General features: G+C 69.2%; 21 protein-coding genes and 6 pseudogenes. 17 read left to right on the top strand and 10 right to left on the bottom strand.

Features of this window, described 5'->3' with window-relative positions:
- Positions 1 to 14: 14 nt before the first annotated feature.
- Positions 15 to 728, bottom strand: coding sequence for a lysophospholipid acyltransferase family protein (locus tag BTZ20_RS21445; protein WP_077042744.1), 714 nt, complete (start codon positions 726 to 728; stop codon positions 15 to 17).
- A gap of 93 nt (positions 729 to 821) precedes the next feature.
- Between BTZ20_RS21445 and BTZ20_RS21440 the strand changes: the two genes are divergently transcribed.
- Complete coding sequence (locus BTZ20_RS21440; RefSeq protein ID WP_077042743.1) at positions 822 to 1,391, top strand: TetR/AcrR family transcriptional regulator; 570 nt, start codon at positions 822 to 824, stop codon at positions 1,389 to 1,391.
- A gap of 260 nt (positions 1,392 to 1,651) precedes the next feature.
- Here BTZ20_RS21440 and BTZ20_RS21435 read toward each other — a convergent pair whose 3' ends face one another.
- Both BTZ20_RS21435 and sepH read right to left on the bottom strand, forming a co-directional pair.
- The gene (locus BTZ20_RS21435; protein WP_077042742.1) at positions 1,652 to 2,725 is read right to left on the bottom strand and encodes an alpha/beta fold hydrolase; all 1,074 of its coding nucleotides are present in this window, start codon (positions 2,723 to 2,725) and stop codon (positions 1,652 to 1,654) included.
- Positions 2,726 to 2,812: 87 nt separating this feature from the next.
- Positions 2,813 to 3,681 (bottom strand): annotated as a pseudogene (gene sepH, locus BTZ20_RS21430) (septation protein SepH).
- A 198-nt stretch (positions 3,682 to 3,879) separates the two neighbouring features.
- Here sepH and BTZ20_RS21425 point away from each other — a divergent pair.
- A complete protein-coding gene (locus tag BTZ20_RS21425; protein ID WP_083742782.1) occupies positions 3,880 to 4,677 on the top strand; it encodes a hypothetical protein in 798 nt (265 codons plus the stop codon).
- On the opposite strand, the gene BTZ20_RS21420 is transcribed toward BTZ20_RS21425, so the two are convergent.
- Complete coding sequence (locus BTZ20_RS21420) at positions 4,660 to 5,382, bottom strand: GntR family transcriptional regulator (RefSeq protein ID WP_077042740.1); 723 nt, start codon at positions 5,380 to 5,382, stop codon at positions 4,660 to 4,662. The genes BTZ20_RS21425 and BTZ20_RS21420 overlap by 18 nt on opposite strands.
- 254 nt (positions 5,383 to 5,636) lie before the next feature.
- Here BTZ20_RS21420 and BTZ20_RS21415 point away from each other — a divergent pair, with 254 nt between their 5' ends.
- From BTZ20_RS21415 to BTZ20_RS21385, 8 genes and pseudogenes are all read left to right on the top strand, one after another.
- Positions 5,637 to 6,584 (top strand): BMP family protein, encoded by a 948-nt coding sequence (locus BTZ20_RS21415; protein WP_083742781.1) that lies wholly within the window; start codon positions 5,637 to 5,639, stop codon positions 6,582 to 6,584.
- A 17-nt stretch (positions 6,585 to 6,601) separates the two neighbouring features.
- A pseudogene (locus BTZ20_RS21410) lies at positions 6,602 to 8,160 on the top strand (ABC transporter ATP-binding protein).
- Positions 8,157 to 9,273, top strand: a pseudogene (locus tag BTZ20_RS21405) (ABC transporter permease). The pseudogenes BTZ20_RS21410 and BTZ20_RS21405 overlap by 4 nt, the downstream one beginning before the upstream one ends.
- 2 nt (positions 9,274 to 9,275) lie before the next feature.
- Positions 9,276 to 10,195: pseudogene (locus BTZ20_RS21400) on the top strand (ABC transporter permease).
- Positions 10,196 to 10,223: 28 nt separating this feature from the next.
- On the top strand, positions 10,224 to 11,204 hold the full coding sequence (locus tag BTZ20_RS21395) for an ornithine cyclodeaminase family protein (protein WP_077042738.1): 981 nt from the start codon (positions 10,224 to 10,226) through the stop codon (positions 11,202 to 11,204).
- Positions 11,201 to 11,521 carry a nucleoside deaminase gene (locus tag BTZ20_RS28545; protein WP_223263457.1) on the top strand — a complete coding sequence of 107 codons (321 nt, stop codon included), beginning with the start codon at positions 11,201 to 11,203 and terminating at the stop codon, positions 11,519 to 11,521. Before BTZ20_RS21395 ends, BTZ20_RS28545 begins: the two co-directional genes overlap by 4 nt.
- A complete protein-coding gene (locus BTZ20_RS28540; RefSeq protein ID WP_223263456.1) occupies positions 11,518 to 11,706 on the top strand; it encodes a hypothetical protein in 189 nt (62 codons plus the stop codon). The genes BTZ20_RS28545 and BTZ20_RS28540 overlap by 4 nt, the downstream gene beginning before the upstream one ends.
- Positions 11,707 to 11,746: 40 nt before the next feature.
- The gene (locus tag BTZ20_RS21385; protein WP_072751450.1) at positions 11,747 to 12,136 is read left to right on the top strand and encodes a RidA family protein; all 390 of its coding nucleotides are present in this window, start codon (positions 11,747 to 11,749) and stop codon (positions 12,134 to 12,136) included.
- A gap of 64 nt (positions 12,137 to 12,200) precedes the next feature.
- On the opposite strand, the gene BTZ20_RS21380 is transcribed toward BTZ20_RS21385, so the two are convergent.
- Entirely contained in the window at positions 12,201 to 13,646 is a 1,446-nt protein-coding gene (locus BTZ20_RS21380; RefSeq protein ID WP_077042737.1) for a flavin-containing monooxygenase, read from the bottom strand.
- Positions 13,647 to 13,850: 204 nt separating this feature from the next.
- Here BTZ20_RS21380 and BTZ20_RS21375 point away from each other — a divergent pair, with 204 nt between their 5' ends.
- A complete protein-coding gene (locus tag BTZ20_RS21375) occupies positions 13,851 to 14,039 on the top strand; it encodes a hypothetical protein (protein WP_027500952.1) in 189 nt (62 codons plus the stop codon).
- Between the two features lie 5 nt (positions 14,040 to 14,044).
- Here the strand turns inward: BTZ20_RS21375 and BTZ20_RS28535 are convergent, their stop codons facing one another.
- From BTZ20_RS28535 to BTZ20_RS21360, 3 genes are all read right to left on the bottom strand, one after another.
- On the bottom strand, positions 14,045 to 14,512 hold the full coding sequence (locus tag BTZ20_RS28535) for a hypothetical protein (protein ID WP_077042736.1): 468 nt from the start codon (positions 14,510 to 14,512) through the stop codon (positions 14,045 to 14,047).
- A 146-nt stretch (positions 14,513 to 14,658) separates the two neighbouring features.
- A complete protein-coding gene (serC, locus tag BTZ20_RS21365) occupies positions 14,659 to 15,774 on the bottom strand; it encodes a phosphoserine transaminase (protein WP_027500951.1) in 1,116 nt (371 codons plus the stop codon).
- Between the two features lie 49 nt (positions 15,775 to 15,823).
- Positions 15,824 to 16,948, bottom strand: a complete 1,125-nt coding sequence (locus BTZ20_RS21360; RefSeq protein ID WP_077042735.1) for a citrate synthase 2 — start codon at positions 16,946 to 16,948, stop codon at positions 15,824 to 15,826.
- A 237-nt stretch (positions 16,949 to 17,185) separates the two neighbouring features.
- Here BTZ20_RS21360 and pdxH point away from each other — a divergent pair, with 237 nt between their 5' ends.
- The 6 genes and pseudogenes from pdxH (at position 17,186) to BTZ20_RS21335 (ending at position 22,327) form a co-directional block, all read left to right on the top strand.
- Positions 17,186 to 17,887 carry a pyridoxamine 5'-phosphate oxidase gene (gene pdxH / locus BTZ20_RS21355; RefSeq protein ID WP_223263455.1) on the top strand — a complete coding sequence of 234 codons (702 nt, stop codon included), beginning with the start codon at positions 17,186 to 17,188 and terminating at the stop codon, positions 17,885 to 17,887.
- A pseudogene (locus BTZ20_RS21350) lies at positions 17,875 to 19,160 on the top strand (MFS transporter). The gene pdxH and the pseudogene BTZ20_RS21350 overlap by 13 nt, the downstream one beginning before the upstream one ends.
- An 82-nt stretch (positions 19,161 to 19,242) precedes the next feature.
- Positions 19,243 to 20,190: an aldose 1-epimerase family protein gene (locus BTZ20_RS21345; protein ID WP_077042734.1), complete on the top strand. Its 948-nt coding sequence runs from the start codon at positions 19,243 to 19,245 to the stop codon at positions 20,188 to 20,190.
- Positions 20,191 to 20,301: 111 nt separating this feature from the next.
- Positions 20,302 to 21,600 carry a citrate synthase gene (locus BTZ20_RS21340; RefSeq protein WP_077042733.1) on the top strand — a complete coding sequence of 433 codons (1,299 nt, stop codon included), beginning with the start codon at positions 20,302 to 20,304 and terminating at the stop codon, positions 21,598 to 21,600.
- Between the two features lie 58 nt (positions 21,601 to 21,658).
- Positions 21,659 to 21,961, top strand: a pseudogene (locus tag BTZ20_RS28530) (FKBP-type peptidyl-prolyl cis-trans isomerase); the annotation flags it as partial.
- Positions 21,962 to 22,327 (top strand): FKBP-type peptidyl-prolyl cis-trans isomerase, encoded by a 366-nt coding sequence (locus BTZ20_RS21335; protein WP_411269162.1) that lies wholly within the window; start codon positions 21,962 to 21,964, stop codon positions 22,325 to 22,327.
- 69 nt (positions 22,328 to 22,396) lie between these two features.
- Here the strand turns inward: BTZ20_RS21335 and BTZ20_RS21330 are convergent, their stop codons facing one another.
- Entirely contained in the window at positions 22,397 to 23,719 is a 1,323-nt protein-coding gene (locus tag BTZ20_RS21330; RefSeq protein WP_223263454.1) for a sensor histidine kinase, read from the bottom strand.
- Positions 23,716 to 24,423, bottom strand: a complete 708-nt coding sequence (locus tag BTZ20_RS21325; protein WP_077043886.1) for a response regulator transcription factor — start codon at positions 24,421 to 24,423, stop codon at positions 23,716 to 23,718. Before BTZ20_RS21325 ends, BTZ20_RS21330 begins: the two co-directional genes overlap by 4 nt.
- Positions 24,424 to 24,431 lie beyond the last annotated feature (8 nt).

The raw sequence follows: 24,431 nt of genomic DNA, 5'->3' as shown, positions 1-24,431 counted from the left end.
CTCCCTTTCGTCGCTTACCTGAAAGGGTACGACCTGGGCGCGGTTTCGTGTGGGAGCGAAACCCCCACCCGTTTGGCGGCATACGCGTCCACGTATTCCTGGTCGGAGTTGGCGAGCAGGGTCCGCATCAGTTCGTCGGTCGCCTCGCGCACCGACCGTTCGCTGGGGACGGCCGCGCGGTGGTGCGCCAGATCCAGTGGCGCGCACACGGTGATATGGACCTTGCCGAATCGCCACATCCGGGAACCGACCGGATTGACCGCGGGCGTGCCACGCATCACCACGGGCACGACCGGGGCGTCGGTGGGCAGCGCGACCCGCATGACGCCCGTCTTGCCGCGGTGCAACCGCCCGTCGGGTGAACGGCTGCCCTCGGGGTAGATGCCCCAGACGCCGCCGGCCTCGAGAATCCCGGTCGCCGTCGCCAGTGCGCCCCGAGCGGCGTCCGCCCCGCTGCGGTCGATGGGGACCTGGCCGGTGCAGGAGAAGAACCAGCGCGTGAGCCTGCCCTTGAGTCCGGTGCCGGTGAAGTACTCGCTCTTTGCCACGAAGGTGATGCGCCGTCGCACCATCAGGACCAGGAAGAACGAGTCGGCGACAGTCAGGTGGTTGCTTGCAAGGATCACCGGCCCGGTCGGCGGAATGTGCTCGGCGCCTTCGATCGTCGGTCTGCCGAACAGGCGCAGGACGGGTCCGATCAGGACGTACTTGAACAGCCAGTACCACACAGTGCGCGCTCCCGAGGTGATCGATCGACAGGTCGTAGACAATGTCTACGCGTAGGTCGCCGATTCTGTCACCGAGTGTTAGACAATGTCTACGTGGACGACGAACCATTACGGGACAAGCTGGTCAGGTGTGGTGTCGAGCTTCTCGAGCGGGAGGGCATCGCGGGGGTGAGCCTGCGCGCGATCACCAGGGCGGCGGAGGTGTCGCACGGCGCCCCGCGCCGGTACTTCCCGACTCACAAGGCGCTGCTCGCGGCGATCGCGGCCGAGGGCCTCGGCGACCTCGCGGCGGTTGTCCGGTCCATCCTGGACGACCGCGACCTGCCTGCCCGAGACCGGCTCGTCGCGCTCGGCTGGGCCTATGTGCGCTTTGCCGATCGCCGGCGCGCGATGTTCGAGCTGATGTTCCGCCACGACCTGCTTGAGGGCTCGGGGGCGGACCTGCGGCGCACGAGTCTGCCGTTGTTCGCGTCGCTCGTCGCGCTGGTGGAGGAGGCGACCGCGGACGGCGCGGATGCGCGGGAGCGGGCGCTCGGGATCTGGACGGGACTGCACGGGATGGCCGTGCTGGCGGCCGGCCGGGCCCTGCAGGTCATCGGGGACCCGCAGGGCGCGGCCGCCCTCGTCGGTCGGACCGTGGACGCGCACCTCGCCCACGGGTGAGCCCTCAGACCGAAAGTGAACAGTCACTGATTCACTTTTCAGTAGGCTCCGCGTGACCATCGATCACAACTGGAAAGAGAAGCGATATGGGATCTGTCGGTGAATGGCTGCTCAGCGATGCCAACCCCCTCTCGGGCGTGATCGGGGGCATCTTGTTGACGATCGCCATGATTTTCGGCTCGTCGGGGATCTAGCTTGTCGAGGGCTCGGGTGCGGAGCTGTGACGCACCCGAGCCTGCCGCTGTTCGACGGGTGAGCCCTCAGACCAGCTGCGGCGCGGTTTCGCTCAGGAAGTCGTCGATGTGCGCCCAGGTGGTCTGCTTCGCTCCCGGGCCCGCGAGCAATCCGAGGTGGCTGCCCGGCGCGGTCTCGAAGCGGACCGATGGGGCCCCCGTCAGCAGGTCGGTGATGCGCGCGACGGAGGCGACCGGCGCGATGACATCGTCGGTGCCGCCGATAGCCAGCACCGGCACCGACAGCGCGGACAGCTCGACCGTGCGGGATCCGAGCCGGAATTGCCCCGCCGCCAGAGTGTTTCCCAGGATCAACTGGGTGCAGATCTGATGGAAGAACCGGGCCGGGTACCCGGGCATGGCGGCCATGAACTTGTCGATGGATTCCATCCGGGCCAACGTCTCGGTGTCGTGCAGGTTGCGCGCGATGAACCACGGCTTGGTCAACTCACGCTGCAGTGCCGTGACCCGGTAGCTGGCCTGCACCACGGGGGCGGGCAGGCCGCCCAGCGCCCAGGTGGCGGCGGTGAGCGGCCGGTCTCCTGTGATCCGGCCGATGGCCCGCAGTGGCGCGATGGCCGCGATCTCCGTGTAGTCGACAGGGGTGCCGATCGCGGTGATCGACCGGATCGGGAGGTCGGCGTGCGCCGCCCCGGTGAGCAGCGAGATCGTCCCGCCCAGGCTCCACCCGATCAGGTCGACCGGCGCGCCGTCGTGCAGCTCGGAGACGTGCCGCAGGGCCTCGGGGATGATGTCGTCGACCCAGGCCTCGAAGCCGAGGCCCCGGTCCGTGGAGGTCATGGTGCCGTAGTCGACGAGATAGGGCGTGCGACCGCTGTCGAGCAGGTGTGCCGCGAGGCTCTGGCCGGGGCGCAGGTCGTAGCACTGGGCAGGCGCGGCGAGCGGGGGCACCAGGAGGACCGGGTGGGTGCCGATCTGGGGGCCGATCTGGGGGCCGAACCGGTACAGGTCCCGGTGTAGGCCCCGGGTGATCTGCTCGGACGGGGTCGGCTCGGCCTCCTGGACTCCGTCGCCGAACGTCAGGCCCCAGGCGTTCCGGGTCAGCGTGTTCAGCCGCGGACGCCAGTCGAAATCAAGCACAGTCTTCCCCCTGCTCACTTCAGGAACTTAGTGTTACTCGGCGTAACTCTAAGTGATCCCTGTGGCGGGAGTCGGTCCGGGTATCGGTCAGCCGCGACCGCTGCTGCGCACGCCGAGCAGGACGTCGTCCCAGGAGGGCAGCGAGGGCTTGCCGCGCTTGTCCTTGGCGCCCTGATGTTGCGGCGCCGGCTTCGGTTGGTGCTCCTCGTCCTCGGCGGGGACGATGTCCTCCTCCTCGAAGAGGGCATCCATGGCACCGGGTTCGAGCGGCTCGGACTCCGCCAATTCTTCTTCGACCTCGGCCTCGATCACGGCTTCGAGGACGGGGAGTGCGGGTCCTCGGCGGAGATCGGGGCGAGTCCGCGTAGCGGGCGCCCGAAATCGGGGTCGATCAGGTCGGTCGCGGCCGCGTCGAGGGGGGCGATGGTGCCGCCGTGGGAGTCCGGCTGGAAACGCCAGTGCGCCGCATTGCGAGTGCGTCCGGCCTGCCACTCGAGCTGGGCGATCCAATGGCCCTCGTCGTCGCGCCACGCGTCCCACTCGGCCTCGTCGAGGTTGTGGCCGCGGGCGCGGAAGGCAAGGCCGACGATCTCGGCCAGGGTCAGGACGGTGGGGCCGTTCTCGCGCACCGGGTGACCGGCCTGCGCCATCTCGGCGGCACGCGAGCGTTCGAGCAGCACCGGGTGTGCGAAGGTCTCGATCTTCTTGACCGACACACCGGCCTCGGTCGCCACCTGCTCGACCGTGGCACCGGCCCGGATGCGGGCCTGGATGTCGCGGGGTCGGATGCGGCTCTCGGTCTCGATCTCGATCTGCCCGAACCGGGCGACGTCGCCCCGAGAGGCGGCGCGAAGCTTGTCGTCGGCTGGTACGCGAAAGCGCTCGCCGCTCTCGCTGTCGGCGCACACGATGTGTGTTCCGTCGGGCTCAAGTCCGATCACTCGAAGTTCTCGCACCGTGACCTCCCTCATCGCGTAGCTCGCGATATTGCCCTTGCCGACTGTAATCGACCCGTGATGGGGGTCGGGTCAGGACACGCCTCGCCCGGTCAACAGGTTTGGATCGGGGCGCGCTATTGTCTCTGGCCGAAATTCTGTCGAATTCGGGGCTACCCTCAGGAAATCGGATGTGGTCGGACCGGCGGGGGCGCAGCGATGATCGAGAAGGCTCCGGATACGCGGGCAGGTCCCTCGCCCGTGCGTCGGGCGTGGGATGCGCTCGGCGCGGTGCTGGACGGCCCCCTGACCGGGCTCGCTCCGTGGATCGTGCTCGCGGTCGTCGAGGGTCCTGGGCGCCTCGCATGGGCGGCCGGGATCGCACTGTCCCTCTCTGTGTTGTTCGTCGCCGTCGATCTGCTGCGGGGGCGGTCCCTGAAACTGCTCGGCGTGATCGACGTCGTGTTCTTCGCGGCGCTGCTGGCCGTCCACTTCCTGCTCGACCAAGCCGGGCAGGACTGGATGGAGACCTGGGTCGGCGAGATCGCGAACATCACGCTGGTGGTCATCGCGGTCGGCTCGATGCTGGCCCGGATGCCGTTCACCATCCAGTACGCGCGCGAGGAGGTGGACGAGCAGTACTGGCGGACACCGCGGTTCCTGCGGATCAACTACGTGATCACCGGTGTGTGGGCCGCGGCGTTCCTGGTCGCCGCGATCGCCGGGTTCTACGGCGATGCGGTGCTGCGCGACAGCGACAACCTGTGGACGGGGTGGGTGATCCAGACCGCGGCGATGCTGATCGCGCTGCAGTTCTCGGCCTGGTATCCGGAGGATCCGCGGCCACCGCTGAGCGCGTTGCTGGCCCCGCTGGCCGTGTGGCTGATCCCGGTCGGCATCCTGATCCTCACAGCCGACGGCGGCCCCGGCTGGTTGGGGTACACGTTCATCGCGGCGGGGATCGCCGTACAGGCATTTCTGCGACGGTCGGACGAGGGCTCAGCGCTTTCGCGGTGAGCGTTGCCGGGTGCGGGTCGCCTCGAGCGGATCGACGGCGGGTGTGGACCACCCCTCGGCGAGCTCGAGGCTCTGCCCGCGTCCCGACGCCACGTGGAGGTAGGCGATCTCCGCCGCCCGCTCGGGATCGCCTGCCGCGATGGCGGTGCAGAGCTCTTCGTGCTCCTCGCACTGCTTGCCCGGGTCGCGCTCCTTCGTCAGGTGGAACAGCCACTGCACCCGGGCCTCGAGCGGCTGCAGCAAGGATCGCAGCAGTGGATTGCCGGACATCTCGACGATGAGGGAGTGGAAGCGGGCGTTGGCTGCCGCGATGGCAGGCTCGTCGTGCCGCTCGGTGGCGGCGCGGGCGGCTTGCAGCTGATCACGTAGTGCGGTCAGTGAGTCGGGCTCGGCGCGCTCGGCGGCGAGCCGTGCGGCGAGCACCTCGAGGCTTTCCCGAACGTCGAAGAGGTCGCGGACCTCGTCGACGCCGAACGGGGCGACGATCGCACCCCGCCTCGGCACGATCACCACCAGTCCGTCGTTCTGCAGCAGCTGGAGCGCCTCGCGCAGTGGGATGCGGGAGACCTGGAGCTCGGCCGCCAGGTCGCGCTCGATCAGTCGCTGCCCAGGCGCGAGGCGCAGGTCCACGATGCGCTGCCGCAGCTCGTCGTACGCGATTTCCCGCAGCGACTTTCGGCTCGCTTGGTCCGGCGCGGTGCTCACGTCGCCTCCTGTTGTCCGAAGTTGTCTCAGGCCACCGTAGAACGCGTCATCGGACCGTTTCGCCGGGGACGCCGGTACTTACGTTGCGGTAACGCGGCGGAAATACGGCGACCCCAGGATTCTCGAATAACGGTATACCGCTAATTGGTGGCGGTGTCTTCAGTCAAGGAGTCCAGCGCGTGAATCACTCTTCCTCCCCACGCCGTGCCCGCGTCGCCGTACCCGCCGCGTGCGCGGTCGTCGCGCTCGGCGCGATGCTCACCGGCTGTGGCTCCTCGGACGCGGACAGCGCCGCCTCCGGCTCATCGGGAGACAAGCTCAAGGTCGGCGTGTTCTTCCCCGGCTCGATCTCCGACACCGGATTCATGGAGTCCGGCTACCTCGGATACGAGCGCATCGAGAAAGAGCTCGGCGACAAGGTCGAACTGAGCCACGTCGAGCAGGTCGCCGCCGCGGACTACCAGCAGGCCCTCGTCCGGTTCGCGACCGGCAACGACCTGGTCATCTCGCTGGGCGGTCAGACCGATGCCGACGTGCGCAAAGTCGCGCCGCAGTTCCCGGACGTGAAGTTCGTCGAGATCGGCGGCCCCGCCGACGCGGTTCCGTTGCCGAACCTGGCGTACTACGACCCGCAGCAGGCGGAGGCCGAGTTCCTCAGCGGCACGGTGACCGCCAGCGGGTCCAAGTCCGGGTCGGTCGCCTTCATCGGCGGAGTCGAACTGCCTGCGATCGTCAACGCGGCCAAGGCGTTCGGGAACGGCGCGGCGTTCGGCCGGCCCGACGCGAAGGTGCTCACCCCGCAGTATCTAGGTGACTTCAACGATCCGGCGAAGGCGAAGCAGGCGGCGCTGGCGGACTACGGCGCGGGGGCCGACGCACTCGGGCAGATCGTCAACCTCGGGAAGGCGGGCATGGAGCAGGCCGCAGGACAGTCCGGCGCCGCGATGGTCGGCGGCCCGATCCCGGGCGACTGCACCGACAAGGCCTACCTCGGATACGTGCACACCGACATCGGCAAAGAACTCGAGTACGCCGTGGACGCCGTTCTCGACGGCAGCTGGAAGGCGGAGAACGTGCGATTCGGGCTCACCTCCCCGAACGGCGGCACCGACTTCGTGTTGTGCAGCACGGATCCTGTCGTCGCCGCGAAGCTCGGCGAGGCGAAGGCTGGACTGGCGTCCGGCGCGATCACGGCCTACTGAGATGTCGGAGGCGCACGATGAGTAGTCCCGCACTGGAGTTGTCCGGGATCAGCAAGAGTTTCGGAAAGGTGCAGGCGTTGCGCGGTGTCGACCTGGCCGTCCAGCCCGGCACCGTGCACTGCATTCTCGGGGAGAACGGTGCGGGCAAGTCGACCGTCTGCAACCTGGTCTACGGCGGCTATCGGCCGGATGCGGGAGCCATGACGCTCGGCGGAGCGCCGTACGCACCCGCATCGCCCGCCGCCGCCATGGCGGCAGGGGTCGCCATGGTGCATCAGCATTTCAGCTTGATCTCCACGATGACGGTGGCGGAGAACCTGATGCTGACCGGCTCCGGGTTCCTGATGCGCAGGGCCCACTTGGAGCGGAGGCTCGAGCGCCTCGCCGACGAGTTCAAGCTTCGTGTCGACCTGGACGCGACGGTCTCCGCCATGCCCATCGGAGCCCGGCAGAAGGTGGAGATCGTCAAGGCGCTGCTCGGCGACCCGTCCCTGATCCTGCTCGACGAGCCGACCGGTGTCCTCGATCCGGGCGAGATCGACGCGCTCATCGGGACCTGCCAAGCAGTGGCGGCCTCGGGCAAGTCGGTGGTCATGGTCACCCACAAGCTCGGCGAGGTGGCCAGGGTTGCCGACGCGGCGACGGTGTTGCGCGGCGGCGAGGTGGCAGGCGGCGGCAGGATGTCGGAGCTGACCATCCCGCAACTACTCACCTCCATGGTCGGCCGGCCAGTGTCGGACCTGAACCCGGCACTGGCCGCGAGCCTCGGCATCGACGCCGAGGCGCCGGATGTGGTGGCGCCCGACATGATCCCCGCACCGACCGGTTCGGCGATATTGACTCTCGACGGCCTCGCGGCCACCCGTGGCGATGGCAGCGTCGCGTTGGCCGGTGTCCGGCTCGAGGTCCGCCCGCACGAGATAGTCGGGGTCGCCGGGGTCGAGGGCAACGGGCAGAGCGAGCTCGTCGCGATCATCTCCGGTTCGCTCCGTCCTGACTCGGGCACCGTGACCCTCGGCGATGTCGACATCACCACCATGTCCCCTCGACGAGGACGGGACTGGGGCTCGGCGTGGTACCGGAGGACCGGCACCGCGAGGCGATGATCTCGGAGATGTCCGTCGCCGAGAACCTCTTTCTCGGCAGGCTGAACCGCTTCCGGCGGCTGGGCGTGGTGAGCCGCCGGGCGATGGAGGCGGCGGCCCGCGAGCAGCTCGAGCGGTTCTCGGTGCGGGCCGCCGGGCCGTGGGCTCCCATGGGGTCGCTGTCCGGTGGCAATCAGCAGAAGGTGGTGCTGGCAAGGGAACTCACGATCGAGAACCTGCGGTGCCTCGTCGCGGCCCAGCCCACCAGGGGCCTCGACATCGGCGCTGTCGACTTCGTGTTGACGCAGCTGCGCGCCGCGTCGGCGCAGGGGTGCGGGGTGCTGGTGGTCTCCAGCGAGATACCGGAACTGCTGGCGCTGTGCGATCGGGTGTTCGTCTCCTATCGAGGCGCACTTCGTGGCCCCGTCGAAACGGGCTCTGCCACAGCGATGCAGGAGATCAGCGAGCTGATGATGGGGACGGCGGCATGAACAGGATCAGGATCTGGACGCACCACCCGCTCGCCGTCGCGCTGCTCGCGATCGTGGCGGCTGGTGCGGTCGGGCTCGTGCTCGCGGCGGCCGCGGGCGCCTCGCCTTCCGACACGGTGAACGCGTTGGCGGAGGGGATGTTCGGTAGCGGTTACGCGATCGGTGTCTCCCTCAACACCGCCGCGGTCCTGATGCTCATCGCGGCGGGCTTCACCGTCGCGCACCGCGCAGGCTTGGTCAATGTCGGCGGCGAGGGCCAGCTCTGTGTCGGCGGCATCGCGGCCACAGCGGTCGGCACCAACCTCGGTTCGGGAACGCCGCCCCGGTGGCGATCGTGGCAGTGCTGCTCGCCGCCGCCGCGGCCGGCTGGGTGTGGGCGGCCATCGCCGCCTACCTGCGCGTGCGCCGCGGCACCAGCGAGATCATCACCACGCTGCTGCTCAACTTCGTCGGCCTGGCGTTGGTCCTGCTCATGGTGCACGAGCCTGCCCTGCTGCGGCAGCCGGTGACCTCTTCGGAGACACTCCCGCAGTCCGCGCCGCTGTCCGACCCGGCGCAGCTCCCGCTCCTCGGCATCGAGCGTTCGCCCGCCACGATCGCGTTGTGGATCGCCGTGATCGGCGTCATCTGCGTGGGGTGGTGCTGCGGCACACCGCTGTCGGCGTCCGGCTCCGGTCGGTCGGGTTGAATCCGGACGCATCCGCGCGGCTGGGCGTCCGCGTGGACCGGCTCCGGTTCCTCAGCCTGTCCTGCGCGGGCGCGTTCGCCGGACTGGCGGGCGGGATCCTGGTGGCGACCGCGCCGTTCATCCTCGTCGAGGGGTTCTCCTCCGGCTACGGGTTCTCGGGCCTCGTGGTGGGCCTGCTCGCACGCGGCTCGATGCTCGCGGTGGTGGCTGTCTCGCTGCTGCTCGGGTTCCTCGTGTCGGGTGGGATCAATCTCCAGTTGGCGGCTGGTGTGCCCGCCTCGACCGTGTCGATCATGGAGTCGCTGATGATCATCCTCATCGCGGGCGCGGTGCTGTGGACGGCCGGTTCCCGACGGTCGAAACCCGTTGCCGCCCAGCAGGCAGAACCCGAAACAGTGCCGGATCTGGCAGGAGCGCACCGATGACCATGAGCACCGTGTCCGATGTCGTCAGCAGCGGGGTCGGCTTTGCGTTGCCCATCCTGGTCGCTGCCAGCGGCGAACTGGTCAGCGAGCGTGCAGGCGTGCTGAACCTCAGCCTCGAGGGCATGATGCTGACCGGCGCGTTCGCGAGCATCCTCGGGTCCGTCGCCACCGGGTCCCCGGTCCTGGGTCTCGTGGCGGGTGTCGTGGCGGGTCTGGTGTTCGGCCTGCTCCAGGCGGTGCTGAGCATTCGACTCTGCGCAGACCAGATCGTGGTCGGCATCGCCTGCAACGCGCTAGCCCTCGGCGGCACCACCTATGCGGCCCGCCTGCTGCTCTCGGACGGCAAGGGTCAGGGCGCACCGGGCTTCTCGGCGATCGATATCCCCGTGCTGCACCGCATCCCGGTGCTCGGACCCGCGCTGTTCAGCCAGACCGCGCTCGGCTACGTCTGCATCGCCGTCGTCGCCACGCTCGCGGTGGCGCTGTCGCGACGGACCAGGGCCGGGCTGGTCATCGACGCGGTCGGCGAGGACGCGGTGTCGGCGGACTGGACCGGACTGCCGGTGCGCCGCGTCCGGTACCTCTGCGTGTTGGTCGCGGCGGGCACGGCCGGACTCGCCGGGTCGCACCTGGCGTTGTCCGAGGTGCGCTCGTTCAGCGACAACATGACCGCGGGCATCGGCTACCTGGCCGTGGTCGCGGTGATCGCGGGCCGATGGCGCGCGCTCGGGTGATCTGGGCGTCGGTCTTCTTCGGGATCGCCCAGGCGCTGCAGTTCGCCCTGCCCGCGCTCGGGGTCAGTGTCCCGTTCGCCCTGCTGGTGATGCTGCCCTACGTGATCGCGATCGCCGCCGTGAGCGGACTGGTCGGCCGCAGCCGTTCACCGGGAAACCTCACTGTCGCCTTCGCCCGGACTTCCTGATCTGCAACCTGATTCGAGGACTCTGCCCGTGACCCTGATCCTGTCCCATTCCGACGTCGAGCGCCTGCTCGACCGCGCCGAGGTGTTCGCGGCGATCGAACGAGCGCACGCCGACCTGGCCGACGGCGCCGCGGCCGCACCGGCCCCGCCCGCGATGAGCTCGGGCGCCACCGCCTTCATCCCGATGGTGGCCACCGCGCGGTCAGCCGCGGCCGCGGGGGTGAAACTACTCGCGGACCTGCCCGTCAACCGGGAACGGGGTCTGCCCGTGCAGCGCTCGGCGATCCTGGTCACCTCGGCGGAGACGGGCGAGTGCGAGGCGTTGCTCGACGGCAGGCTGATCACCGCGACCAGGACGGCGGCGGCGAGCGCGGTCGCCACCAAGTACCTGGCGCGCAACGACAGCACGGTGCTGGGGGTGGTCGGCGCGGGTGCGCTTGCGGTCGAGCACGTCCGGGCCATCGCCCAGATCCTCGAACTGCAGACCGTGCTGGTCTGGTCCCGCTCCGGCACCACCGTCGAGGCGTTCCGTCACCGCCTGGCCGACCTCGGGGTCGCGGTCAAGGCGATGGAGTCGCCGGAGGCGGTGACCAGGGCCGCGGACGTACTGTGCACGCTCACCCCGTCCCGTGATCCGATCGTGCTCGGGGAGTGGTTCGGCGAGGGCCTTCATGTCAACGCCGTCGGGGCGCCGCCGCGCGCGGATCACCGCGAGATCGACGGCGTCGGCATGCGCCGGGCCCGCGTGGTGGTCGACTCGGCGGCCACGACGCTGACGAAATCGGGGGAGTCGCTGCTGGCGATCGCCGAGGGGGCGATCACCGAGACCGATGTCAGCACGGAGCTCGGCGATGTGATCACGGGCAGGAGGGCCGGGCGCGTGTCGGACCTCGACATCACGCTGTACAACTCGGTGGGGATCGGACTCCAGGACCTGGTCACGGCGCGCATACTGATCGACAGAGCCAGAACGGTCGGAGTGGGAACGGAAGTGGATCTGAGCCGATGAGCGACAAGGGTATTGACGACAACGCCTTCGATGACCAGGACCGCGCACTCCTGCGCAGGGCGATCGAGCTCGCGAACGAGACAGGAGAGGCAGGCAACCGGCCATTCGGTGCGGTGATCGTCGGCGCGGACGGCGAGGTGATCAGCGAGGGCGCGAACTCCGTTGCCACTTCCGGTGACGTGACCGAGCACGCGGAACTCGACGCCATCACCACCGCCTGCGCGGAGGATCGCACGGACGACCTGGTCGGCAGCACCGTGTACGCGAGCGGGGAGCCGTGCCCGATGTGCGGCGCGGCGATGGTGTGGGCGGGGTGAGCCGGGTCGTGTTCGCGGCGTCGGCTGCGGAGTTCGGCGCGATCCTCGAGGGCGGACCGCGCTTCGCGCTCGGGTGTGCGGACATCACCGCGTCCGCCGATGCAGGCATCGAGGTGACCGGGCCGCACCTCGGCGACGAGGCGCTCGACCCGTTCCGACGCTTCGTAGCGGCAAACCCGGACTAGCCTGCGGAAGGCGACTCGGCGGCCTGACAGAATCAGCGCCATGTCGAATCGAAACAACATCTCGTCCGGCTCCGACTGGGAGTCGAAGATCGGATACTCGCGGGCCGTCCGCATCGGCCAGCAGGTGTCGGTGTCCGGTACCACCGCGTCGGGCCCCGACGGCCCGGTCGGCGGCGACAGCCTCGCCGAGCAGACCCGTGAGGCGGTCAGCCGGATCGTCGCCGCCCTCGCCGAGGCGGGCGCAAAGCCCGAGGACGTCATCCGCACCCGGATCTACCTCACCGACATGAGCCGCTGGGAAGAGGCCGGTCTCGCGCACGGTGAGGTCTTCGGCGAGATCCGTCCCGCCACCACGATCCTCGAGGTGAGCGCGCTCATCGATCCCGCGCTGCTGGTCGAGATTGAGGCCGACGCGATCATCGCGGAGTAGATCTCCACTCGCAGCAGACAGGTCAGCCCCCGACGCGATGTCGGGGGCCGACCTGTTTCCCGGGTCAGGAGCTGAACTGCATCGCGTCGTCCTCGAGCCGGCCGTGCCGTAGCGTCACCACATCGTGTGCGTAGCTCATGCCGAGCTGCCACGGCGCCTTGGTGCCGGTCCTGGGGAACTCGTCGATCGAGCGCTGGACATAACCGGCGGCGAAATCGAGCAGCGGGCGGGTGGACAGCGCCGGGTCGTCGTTGGTCGGCACGCACACCGTGTGGCCCTGCCGGTCCATGTGTGCGAGCAGACGGCACACGTAGTCGGCGACGAGGTCGGCCTTGAGCGTCCAGGACGCATTGGTGTAGCCGACCGTGAAGGCGAAGTTGGGCACGTCGCTGAGCATCATGCCCTTGTAGGCGAGGGTGTCCGGCAGAGATACCTCGCGGTCGTCGACCGCGAATTCGATCCCGCCGAACGCGAGCAGGTTCAGGCCGGTCGCGGTCACGATCACGTCGGCCGCGAGCTCCGCGCCGGACTCGAGCTCGAGGCCCCGCTCGGTGAAGGTCGCGATCCGGTCGGTGACCACCGACGCCTTGCCGTGTCGGATCGCCCGGAACAGGTCGCCGTCCGGCACCAGGCACATCCGCTGGTCCCATGGGTTGTAGCTCGGCGTGAAGTGGGTGTCGATGTCGTACCCGGCGGGCAGCGCGCGCTGCTGGGCTCGCCGAAGGTACCACTTGACCAGGCGCGGCTGCCGCTGGCTGAGTTGGTAGGTGACGGTGGAGAAGGCGACGTTCTTCCATCGGGCTATCGGGTAGGAGAGCCTGTCGCCGAGCAGTCGCCGCAGCCCGTTGGTGGTCGGATCCTTGGCGGGCAGGGCGGCGATGTAGGTGGGGGAGCGCTGCAGCATCGTCACGTGCTCGGCCCGGTCGGACATCGAGGGCACCAGGGTGACGGCGGTGGCGCCGCTGCCGATGACGACGACCTTCTTGCCGGTGTAGTCGAGGTCCGCAGGCCAGTGCTGGGGGTGCACGATCCGGCCCTGAAAGCGGTCGGTGCCCTCGAAGTTCGGCGTGAATCCCTCGTCGTAGCGGTAGTAGCCGCTGCAGACGTAGAGGAAGTCGCAGGTGACCGTGACGGTGTCGTCGCCGTGCGTGGCCTCGACGGTCCATCGGGTGTCCTCGCTCGACCACTGAGCGCGCACCACCCGGTGTCCGAAGCGGATCTGCTTGTCGATCCCCGCCTCGCGGGCGGTGTCCCGGACATACTCCAGGATGGCCGGGCCGTCCGCGATCGACTTCTCGTCCGTCCACGGCCGAAACCGATAGCCGAGGGTCTGCATGTCGGAGTCCGACCGGATCCCGGGATAGCGGAACAGATCCCAGGTGCCCCCGATGGCATCGCGGGACTCGAAGATCGCGAAGGAGCGGGTGGGGAACTTGGCCTGGATCTGGTGGGCGGCGCCGATCCCGGACAGTCCTGCACCGACGATCAGCACGTCGATGTGTTCGGTCACGGCGGACCTCCTCGGAGACGGGGCAATGTATATGTGACCGAAGGTACCGCATAGGCTGTGGTTGTGAAATGGCGACCGGTCTCCACCTGTGTTGACTTGCGTTCCCTCGTCGCCTTTACTTAGGCAGACCTAACGAAGGGCACGCTAAGCTAATTACTGGCGGAGGGCCTTCGTGCTCACCGCAGTTGTCAGGACCGATCTGCCATGTATGACATCTTCACCCTGGCCCGTGCGGCCGACGCCGTCGCCGACCTGTTCGACGACCCGACCTTCCTCGCCGACACGGCCCGCCGCGCATCCGCGGAGGAGGCCACCGCGTTCTCCGCGTTGCTCGAGGCGGCGGGCCGCGACGATATCCGAGCGAGTTTCCTGACCACGATCACCGGGCCTTAGGGCGACTACCCACCCGCGCCGTTGTTCGGGTTGGTGCAGATGGTGCCCTCGCAGGGGACGTCGGTGCCGTCGCCGTTCGGGTTCTCCATCACCGCGCCGCCGTTCTGCTGCGGGTCGGTGCCTGCGCCGTGGTTCGGGTTGGTGCAGATGGTGCCTTCACACGGGACGTACTTTCCGCTGCCGTCGGGGTGCGGGATGGCGTTCGGTGCGACGTAGCTGCCGATGGGGCATCCCGGATCCTGGTTGCGCGCACAGTATTCGGTGCTCAGGTTGTTGCCGGTGGAGCCGTCCGCGCCGACGGGTCCCGCCGCCGGGGTCTCGGGCGCGGCCGTGGTGGTCGGCGCGGTCGTGGTCGACATCGCCGCCGATGTCGTGGTCGTGGTCGTGGACGTGTCCGATGAGTCGCTCCCACATCCCGCGGCGAACGCGGCCAGGGTCAGTGCGGCGAGGACGACGAAACTGCGTTTGAACATCAAGCGATTCCCTCCCAATCGATGTCAGTCGCTGCCGATCCTGTCATCCCCGGCCGAAAAGTGCGGCAACCCATGCGGATGCGGTCTGCCGTAGAAAGCAGTCAGCCCCGGCAAGCGATGCCGGGGGCTGACGTATTGGGTTCGGCTCAGAGCTGGCCGACGACCCAGTCGATGCTCTTGGTCAGCGCGGTGACGTCCTCGGGGTCGATCGCCGGGAACATGCCGACACGCAGCTGGTTGCGGCCCAGCTTGCGGTACGGCTCGGTGTCCACGATTCCGTTGGCGCGCAGGATCTTCGCCACCGCGGCGGCGTCGATCTTGTCGTCGAAGTCGATGGTGCCGACGACCTGGGAGCGGTGCGCCGGATCGGCAACGAACGGGGTGGCGAACTCGCTGGCCTCGGCCCAGTTGTACAGGCGCGAGGACGAATCGGCGGTGCGCTTGGTGGCCCAGTCCAGCCCGCCGTTGCTGTTCATCCACTCGATCTGGTTCGCGAACAGCAGCAGGGTGGCCAGCGCCGGGGTGTTGTACGTCTGGTCCTTGGAGCTGTTGTCCACCGCGATCGGCAGCGACAGGAAGTCCGGGGTCCAGCGACCGGTGGACTTGATCTCCTCCACGCGGGCAAGGGCGGCCGGGCTCATGATCGCGATCCACAGCCCGCCGTCGGAGGCGAAGCACTTCTGCGGTGCGAAGTAGTAGACGTCCGAGTCGGCGATGTTCACCGGCAGGCCGCCCGCACCGGAGGTGGCGTCGATCGCGATGAGCGCGTTCTCCGAGCCGGCAGGACGCGACACGGGGATCGCGACACCGGTGGAGGTCTCGTTGTGGGCCCAGCCGATGAGGTCGACCGACGGGTCCGACACGGGCGCGGGCGCGCTGCCCGGCTCGGCCGAGACGACGATCGGGTCACCGATGAACGGGTTGGCCTTGGCCACCGAGGCGAACTTGGAGCTGAACTCGCCGTTGGTCAGGTGCAGGGACTTCTCGCGGATCAGGCCGAACGCGGCCGCGTCCCAGAACGCGGTGGTGCCACCGTTGCCGAGCACCACCTCGTAGCCCTCGGGCAGCGAGAAGAGGTCGGCCAGGCCGGAACGCACCCGGGCGACGACGTCCTTGACCGGCTTCTGACGGTGGCTGGTGCCGAACACCGAGGCGCCCACGTCCACGAGCGACTGGAGCTGCTCGGGGCGGACCTTGGACGGTCCGCAACCGAATCGGCCATCGACGGGCTTGAGGTCGGCGGGGATGATCGGGGTGGTCATCGGTTCGAGTTCCTTCTCGTTGGTGGTGCGAACGGGCAGAGGGCCCGAATCAGCCGGCGATCTGGTCCCAGCCCTGGACGGACTCGGGGGTGCGGGGCTCGGGTCCGGTGTAGATGGCAGCCGGGCGGACCAGCTTGCCGAGACGCTTCTGCTCCATGATGTGCGCGCACCAGCCGGCGGTACGGCCGCAGGTGAACATCGCGGGCATCATGTGCGCCGGGACCTCGGCGAAGTCGAGGATGACGGCGGCCCAGAACTCGACGTTCGTCTCGATCGCGCGGTCCGGGCGGCGCTCGCGCAGCTCGGCGAGGGCGGCCTGCTCGAGCGCGGCGGCGGCCTCGTAGCGGGGCGCGTTCAGGCGCTTGGCGGTGGCGCGGAGCACGCGGGCGCGGGGGTCCTCGGCGCGGTACACGCGATGCCCGAAGCCCATCAGCTTCTCCTTGCGGTCCAGGATGCCCTTGACCAGAGCGCGGGCGTCGCCGCTCTTCTCGGTTTCCTCGATCATCGGGAGGACGCGGGCAGGGGCGCCGCCGTGCAGCGGGCCGGACATCGCGCCGATGGCGCCGGAGAGCGAGGCCGCGACGTCGGCGCCGGTGGAGGCGATGACCCGGGCGGTGAAGGTGGAGGCGTTCATGCCGTGCTCGGCGGCGGAGACCCAGTACGCGTCGATGGCCTCGGTGTGCGCCGGGTCCGGGTCACCCTTCCAGCGGGTCATGAAACGCGCGGTGACGGTGGGGCATTCGTCGATGACCTTCTGCGGCACGGCGGGCTGGTAGACACCGCGGGCCGACTGCGCCACGTAGGACAGCGCCATCACCGAGGCGCGGGCGAGCTGCTCGCGGGCGGTGTCGTCGTCGATGTCGAGCAGCGGCTGGTATCCCCAGATCGGCGCCAGCATGGCCAGGCCGGCCTGCACGTCGACGCGGACGTCGCCCGTGTGGATCGGCAGCGGGAAGGGCTCGGCGGGCGGCAGGCCCTGGCCGAACTCGCCGTCGACGAGCAGTGCCCAGACGTCGCCGAAGGTGACGCCGCGACCGACCAGGTCCTCGATGTCGACTCCGCGGTAGCGCAGCGCGCCACCGTCCTTGTCAGGCTCGGCGATGTCGGTGGTGAAGGCGACGACGCCCTCGAGACCGCTGACAAAATCCTCGGGTACTGCCGCGCTCGCTGCCATTGCTCGTGGACTCTCCTCGTCGTCTTCGGTATTCGCCCGGTCCGGGCTGCTCCGCCTAAGTCATCGCCGTCTGCGGGGCGCATGCATGGTGTGCAGGCTCTGCGCCGCCGTGACTGGTGACCCTGCCTCACGGGAATCGCGGGTGCGATACACGGTCGACAGGGTGGGTCAGGTCAAACTCTAGCCCGTTGCGTGGCGTGGGTGAGCGGCACATACCCGGGAGTAACGTCAGCGGCTGTGTCACCCGATTCCGAGCCCGAGTCCGCCGCGAACCCCGACCTCGCCGCGATGCGGGTCGGCTATGCCCATCAGGACCCGAATCCTGCTGTGCCGGAGGGAAATCTCGGTGCGGAATCGCTGCGCGGAGGCTGGTACCCGTTGCTGCGCCGGTGGCTGGACCAGGCCCGCTCGTCCGGCATCGCCGAGCCCAATGCGATGGTGCTCGCCACGGTCGACGCGGCGGGCAGGCCCGCCTCGCGGACGGTGCTGTGCAAGGGCCTGTCCGAGGACGGGCTGGTGTTCTACACCAACTACGAGTCGAACAAGGCGCGGGAGCTGGCCGGCTTCCCCTACGCGTCGGCGACCTTCTCCTGGATCGCGTTCGCCCACCAGGTGACCGTCAGGGGATCGGTCTCCCGGGTGGACCCGCTGGTGACCGAGAAGTATTGGCACACCCGGCCGCGCGGATCCCAGCTCGGGGCCTGGGCCTCGAATCAGTCGAGCCCCATCGACTCGCGCGCCGCGCTCGAGGCGCAGCTGGCCGAGGTCACGGCCAGGTTTGCGGACGTCGACGACGTGCCGGTGCCCCCGAACTGGGGCGGCTTCCTGCTCCGTCCGGACAGCGTGGAGTTCTGGCAGGGCAGGGCGAACCGGATGCACAACCGGGTGAAGACCACGCTGACGGACGGCGTCTGGACCGCGGAGCGATTGCAGCCTTGACCGAGGTCACGCGCAGGCGGCTGCTGGCCGACGTCACGCCGCTGCAGAACCAGGACTTCCGTCGGCTGTGGGTGGCTGGCATCGTCACCGTGATCGGCGCCCAGATCAGTGTCGTTCTGGTGCCGCTCCAGGTCTACGAGATCACCAGGAGTTCGGCCTACGTCGGATTGACCGGTCTGTTCGGGCTGGTCCCGCTCGTCGTCTTCGGGCTGTGGGGCGGCGCGCTCGCCGATGTGATGGATCGCCGCAGGCTGATGACGATCACGACGATCGGGCTCGCGGTCACCTCGGTGCTGTTCTGGGCGCAGGCCGCGGCAGGGGTGAACAACGTCTGGCTGGTGCTGGGGCTGTTCTCGCTGCAGCAGTCGTTCTTCGCGGTCAACTCGCCGACCCGCAATGCGATCATCCCGCGGCTGCTGCCCTCGCGAGCGCTGCCCGCCGCCAACTCGTTGAACATGACGGTCTTCCAGTTCGGTGCGATCGCGGGCCCGCTGCTGGCGGGCGTGCTCGTCCCGTTGACCGGGCTGGCCGTGCTGTACCTGGTCGACGCGGTCGCGCTGATGGCGACGCTGTGGGCGGTGTTGCGGTTGCCCGCGCTGCCGCCGACCGGCACCGCCACCAGGGCCGGGCTCCGGGCGGTGCTCGACGGCTTCGCGTACCTGTCCACGCAGAAGGTGCTGCTCGCGTCGTTCGTCGTCGACATCATCGCGATGGTGTTCGGCATGCCGAGGGCGCTGTTCCCCAGATCGCGCACGAGAGCTTCGGCGACCCGGTGAGCGGCGGCGTCGCGCTGGGCCTGCTGTTCGCGGCCATGTCGGCGGGCGCAGTGATCGGCGGCGTGTTCTCGGGCTGGCTGCCGGGGGTCAGGTACCAGGGCCGGGCGGTGGTGGTCTGCATCGTGGCGTGGGGCCTGGCGATGGTCGGCTTCGGTGTCGCGGTCGGGTTCGCCACCCCAGAAAGCTCGGTGGCACTGCTGTGGGTCGCCCTCGGCTTCCTCGCGTTCGGCGGTGCCGTGGACATGGTCTCGGCCGCGTTCCGCAGCACGATGCTCCAGCAGGTGGCGACCGACGAGATGCGTGGGCGGCTGCAGGGGGTGTTCATCGTGGTGGTCGCGGGCGGGCCGCGGATCGGCGACGTCCTGCACGGCGCGGCGGCCTTCGCGGTTGGCACCGCGGCCGCCGCCGCGGGCGGCGGTGTGCTGGTGGTCATCGGCGTCGGTCTGGCCTGCCTCGCGTTCCCGATGTTCCTGCGGTACCGGGTGCGGCGCGACTGATCCCAACGGGCGGTGGCTTTGGTGGGATGGATGCCGTCGCGCGCCGATTGGTGGACACTGTTTGCCATGTGCGAGTCGTGTCATGTCTGAGTCCGTCAACGGCGCCGTTCGCTCGTCCGGTGTGCGCAGCCTCAAGATCGAGCACGGTGACTACCGCGCCGAGGTCGTCTCCCGTGGCGCCGGTCTCCTGCTGCTCGAGATCGGCGGCAGGCCGCTCACCGAGACCTCGCCCGCGGGGGAGAAGCCGCCGCTGTCCGCGGGGCTGGTCCTCGCGCCGTGGCCGAACCGGATTCGCGACGGCTACTTCATCTTCGACGGCGTCGAACATCAGCTGGCCATCACCGAGCCGGCCAGGAACAACGCGATCCACGGGCTGGTGCGCCGCGACGACTGGGAGCTCGAGGAGCACACCCAGAACCGGGTGCGGCAGAGCATCCGCCTCGGCCTGCACAAGGGCTGGCCCTACCCGCTGCAGCTCACGACCACGCACGAGCTGGGACCGGCGGGGCTGACCGTCACGCACACGGCCGAGAACATCGGCGCGATGCCCGCACCGTTCGGGATGGGCGTGCACACCTTCGTCCGGGCGGGCGACACCCCGCTCGACGAGTGCACCCTGCGGCTGACCGCGGGCACCCGGTTGCCGCTGGACCAGGAGCGGATGCTGCCGGTGGGCAACTCCGAGTCGGTGTACGGGACCGAATTCGACTTCACCGCCCCGCGCTCGCTCGACGGCGTCTGGCTGGACACGCCTTTCAGCTCGATCGTCCCGGATCCGGACGGCCGTGCCCGGCACGAGTTGCGCGCCCCGGACGGTTCGGGGGCTGTGCTGTGGACCGACCGCCAGTTCGGCTGGATCCAGGTGTTCACAGCGGATCCGGAGCGCGGTCAGGGCTATCCCGGCCGCGGCAGAGCCCTGGCGATCGAACCGATGACCTGCCCGCCCGACGCGTTCAACACGGGCATCGACCAGGTGGTACTGCGGTCCGGCGAGACCTGGACGGGGACCTGGGGTCTCGGCGCGCTCTAGTGGTAAATCCCACTCGGCGTGGACCCTCCCTGGGCAAGTGGGTGTAACAGCGACTAGGTTCTATCCGACTGATAGTGCTACTCGCTGATCCGAGTTTGAGAGGGATCCTTCGTGCCCGCTGCCGATGACACCACACCGACGCTCAGCTACCCCGGTGGCGAACATGCGATGACGATTGCCCGAGCAACTGAGGGCAATGACGGCATCGAGCTGGGCAAGCTCCTGTCCGCGACCGGGTACACCACCCTGGATCCCGGATTCGTCAACACCGCCTCCACCAAGTCGGCGATCACCTACATCGACGGCGAACAGGGAATCCTGCGCTACCGCGGCTACCCGATCGAGCAGCTCGCGGAGGGCTCGACCTTCCTCGAGGTCAGCTACCTGCTGATCTACGGCGAGCTGCCCTCGGTCGACGAGCTGGCCGCCTTCACCACCCGCATCCAGCGCCACACGCTGCTGCACGAGGACCTCAAGCGGTTCTTCGACGGCTTCCCGCGCAACGCGCACCCGATGCCGGTGCTCTCCTCCGCGGTCAACGCGCTGTCCGCGTACTACCAGGACTCGCTGGACCCCGATGACCCGGAGCAGGTGGAGCTGTCCACCACGCGCCTGCTCGCGAAGATGCCGACCATCGCGGCCTACGCGTACAAGAAGTCCGTCGGGCAGCCGTTCCTGTACCCGGACAACTCGCTGTCGCTCGTCGAGAACTTCCTCCGGATGACGTTCGGCTTCCCGGCCGAGCCGTACGAGGTCGATCCCGAGGTCGCCAAGGCGCTGGACATGCTGCTGATCCTGCACGCCGACCACGAGCAGAACTGCTCGACGTCGACGGTGCGCATGGTCGGCTCGTCGGACGCCAACCTGTTCACCTCGGTCTCGGCAGGCATCAATGCGCTGTGGGGCCCGCTGCACGGCGGCGCCAACCAGGCCGTGCTCGAGATGCTCGACGAGATCAAGGCCGGCGGCGGCGACGTCAAGGAGTTCGTCCGCAAGGTCAAGAACAAGGAAGACGGCGTGAAGCTCATGGGCTTCGGGCACCGCGTCTACCGCAACTACGATCCGCGCGCGGCGATCGCCAAGAAGGCCGCGGACACCATCCTGGCCAAGCTCGGCGGCGACGACGAGCTGCTCGAGATCGCGAAGGCGCTCGAGGAGGCCGCGCTCACCGATGACTACTTCATCGAGCGCAAGCTGTACCCGAACGTCGACTTCTACACCGGCCTGATCTACCGCGCGATGGGCTTCCCGACCCGGATGTTCACCGTGCTGTTCGCCATGGGCCGGCTGCCCGGCTGGATCGCGCACTGGCGCGAGATGCACGAGGACCCGGCCACCAAGATCGGCCGCCCGCGTCAGATCTACACCGGCTACAACGAGCGCAACTACACCGATCTGGGAAGCAGGTGACTCGGATGAGTGACGAGCCCGTGATCGAGTTCCAGGACGGCCCCCGCCGACCGAGCTCGTGATCAAGGACATCACCGTCGGCGACGGTGCGGAGGCAACGCCCGGCGCCAAGGTCGAGGTCCACTACCTCGGCGTCGAGTTCGAGTCCGGCGAGGAGTTCGACTCCTCCTGGAGCCGCGGCGAGTCCATCAACTTCCCGCTGTCCGGCCTCATCGCCGGCTGGCAGGAGGGCATCCCCGGGATGAAGGTCGGTGGGCGCAGGCAGCTCACCATCCCGCCGGAGCTGGCCTACGGTCCTGCAGGCGCCGGGCACCAGCTCTCGGGCAAGACCCTGGTCTTCGTCATCGACCTGCTCGATGTCGTGGTTCCGCCCGCCGCACCGGTCATCGAGCCCGCGACGGGTCCGGCCCCGACCGAGCTGGTCATCGAGGACATCACCGTCGGTGACGGCGCGGAGGCGCAGCCCGGTGGCGTCGTCGACGTCCACTACCACGGTGTCGAGTTCGACACGAACAAGGTGTTCGACTCCTCGTTCCAGCGTGGTGAGTCCGTGAAGTTCCCGCTCGGCCGGCTGATCCCCGGTTGGCAGGAGGGGATCCCCGGGATGAAGGTGGGCGGTCGCCGCAAGCTGACCGTCCCGCCGGAGCTCGCCTACGGGCCTGCCGGCTCGGGTCACCCGCTCGGCGGCAAGACCCTGGTCTTCGTCATCGACCTGCTGGACGTCTAGTAGATCTTCGCCTCGAGAGGCCCCGTATCGCGTTGCGGTACGGGGCCTTTCGCATGCTCAGGGACCGGCTCACGGCCGGTGCGGGAACTCCAGCACCAGCCGGGCCCCACCGAGGTCGCTGACCTCGAAGTGTGCGCGGCCGCCGTGCAGCTGCGCCTGCTGCGCCACGAGCGCCAGGCCGAGCCCGGAACCGCCCTTGCTGGCGCCGGCGCCGCGGTAGAAACGCGCGAAGACCGCCTCGCGCTCGCCCTCGGGCACCCCGGCGCCGTCGTCGTCGACGGTGATCGTGACGGTGTCGGGGGACGTGCGGCGGGCGGCGAGTACCACCGTCGTGGCGCCGCCGTGGCGGATCGCGTTGGCAATGGCGTTGTCCAGCGCCAGCCGCAGGCCGGCAGGCAGGCCGCGGATCACCAGCGAGGGCTCGGATTCGACCCGGACCTGTACGTCCGGATGGTGCCGCCGCGCGTCCTGGGCGGCGAGGTCGCAGAGTTCGACGACATCGGTCGGGACGTGGTCGTCGTCGCTCGACAGTTCCCCGGACGCGAGGCGTTCGAGCGCGGACAGGGTTGCCTCGACGCGGCCCTGGGTCCTGGCCAGGTCGGCGAGGATCTCTGCCCTCTGCGACTCGTCGAGTTCGAGGGTGCTGAGCACCTCGATGTCGGTGCGCATCGCGGTCAGCGGCGTGCGCAGCTCGTGCGCGGAGACGGCCGCGAAGTCGCGTGCGGTGTCGAGGGCGGCGGTGGTCTGGGACTGGGCCTCGGCGATGCGTCGCAGCATGAGCTCGATGGCGTCGGCCAGTTCCTCGGCCTCGCGGACCCCGGACGCAGTCGGCGGCGGGCCCTCCTGCGGTGGTCCGCCGCCGATCTGGTGGGTGAGCTGCACGATCGGGCGGACGGCCCGTCCGCCGAAGATCCAGCCGAGTCCGGCCGCGGCGGCGATCGCGAGCAGCCCGGCGATCAGCACCCATTGCTGCTGATCGGCGGTCACGTCCTTTGCCTCGGCGGCGGGCACCGCCAGCGAGACCGTCGTGTTGGTGCCCGCCACCGCGGTGGTGTTCACGCGGTACGCGGTGTGCTCGACGTTCACCGTGGCCGCGCCAACGGGCAGCTCGGGGAGCTGGGTGGGGGTGCTGGCGGCGAGCGCACCGTCGTTGCGGATCGTGACGGCGAACGCGCCGGCGTCGCCGAACCGGGGCAGGAACATCGAGGCGGTGCCGATGTTGACGATCAGCACCTTCGCAGCGGTCTCCAGCCGGCGGTCGAGCTGGCTCATGTTGTTGCGGGAGATCGCGAGGGCGACGAATACGCCGAGCAGCGCGACGATGATGGTGGCACCGAGGGCGGTGGCGGCCGCCACCCGGACCCGCAGCGAGTACGAGTGCCCGCGCTTCACGGCATTTCCCGGAGCACGAACCCGACTCCGCGGACGGTGTGCAGGAGACGGGGCGAGCCGTTCGATTCGAGCTTGCGTCGCAGGTAGCCGACGAACACGTCGACCACGTTGGTGTCGGCGACGAAGTCGTAGCCCCACACCAGTTCGAGCAGCCGCTCCCGGCTCAGCACAACGCCGCTGTTGCGAGCGAGGATGGCCAGCAGCTCGAATTCTCTTTTGGTGAGCTCGATTTCGCGGTCGCCCTCGTGTGCTCGCCTGCCCAGCAGGTCGACGGTCAGTGGGCCGACGGTGATCGCGCCCTGCGGCGTCGGCGCGGCGGGCGGCGTCGTCCTGCGGCGCAGCATCGCGCGGATGCGGGCGACCAGTTCGGCGAGCACGAAGGGTTTGACGAGGTAGTCGTCGGCGCCCGCCTCGAGCCCCGACACCCGGTCGTCGACCGAGGCGCGGGCGCTGAGCACACAGATGGGGATGTCGTTTCCCATCGCACGCAACGCCGTGACGACGCTCGCGCCGTCGAGGACCGGCATGTTCATGTCGAGGACGATGGCGTCGGGGGAGCGGTCGGCGACCACGGTGAGCGCCTCGGCCCCGTCCGAGGCCGTCAGGATCGTGAAGCCGGACAGGCGCAGGCCCCGTCGCAGGGACACGAGCACGTCCTCGTCGTCATCGACGACGAGGAGGGTGGCGTTGGCGGGTTCGGTCACCACGCCAT

Source organism: Rhodococcus sp. MTM3W5.2 (assembly GCF_001984015.1).
Classification (GTDB): domain Bacteria; phylum Actinomycetota; class Actinomycetes; order Mycobacteriales; family Mycobacteriaceae; genus Rhodococcus_G; species Rhodococcus_G oryzae.
The sequence above is the reverse complement of the archived record's forward strand: the minus strand, read 5'-3'. Positions and strand labels throughout refer to the sequence as shown.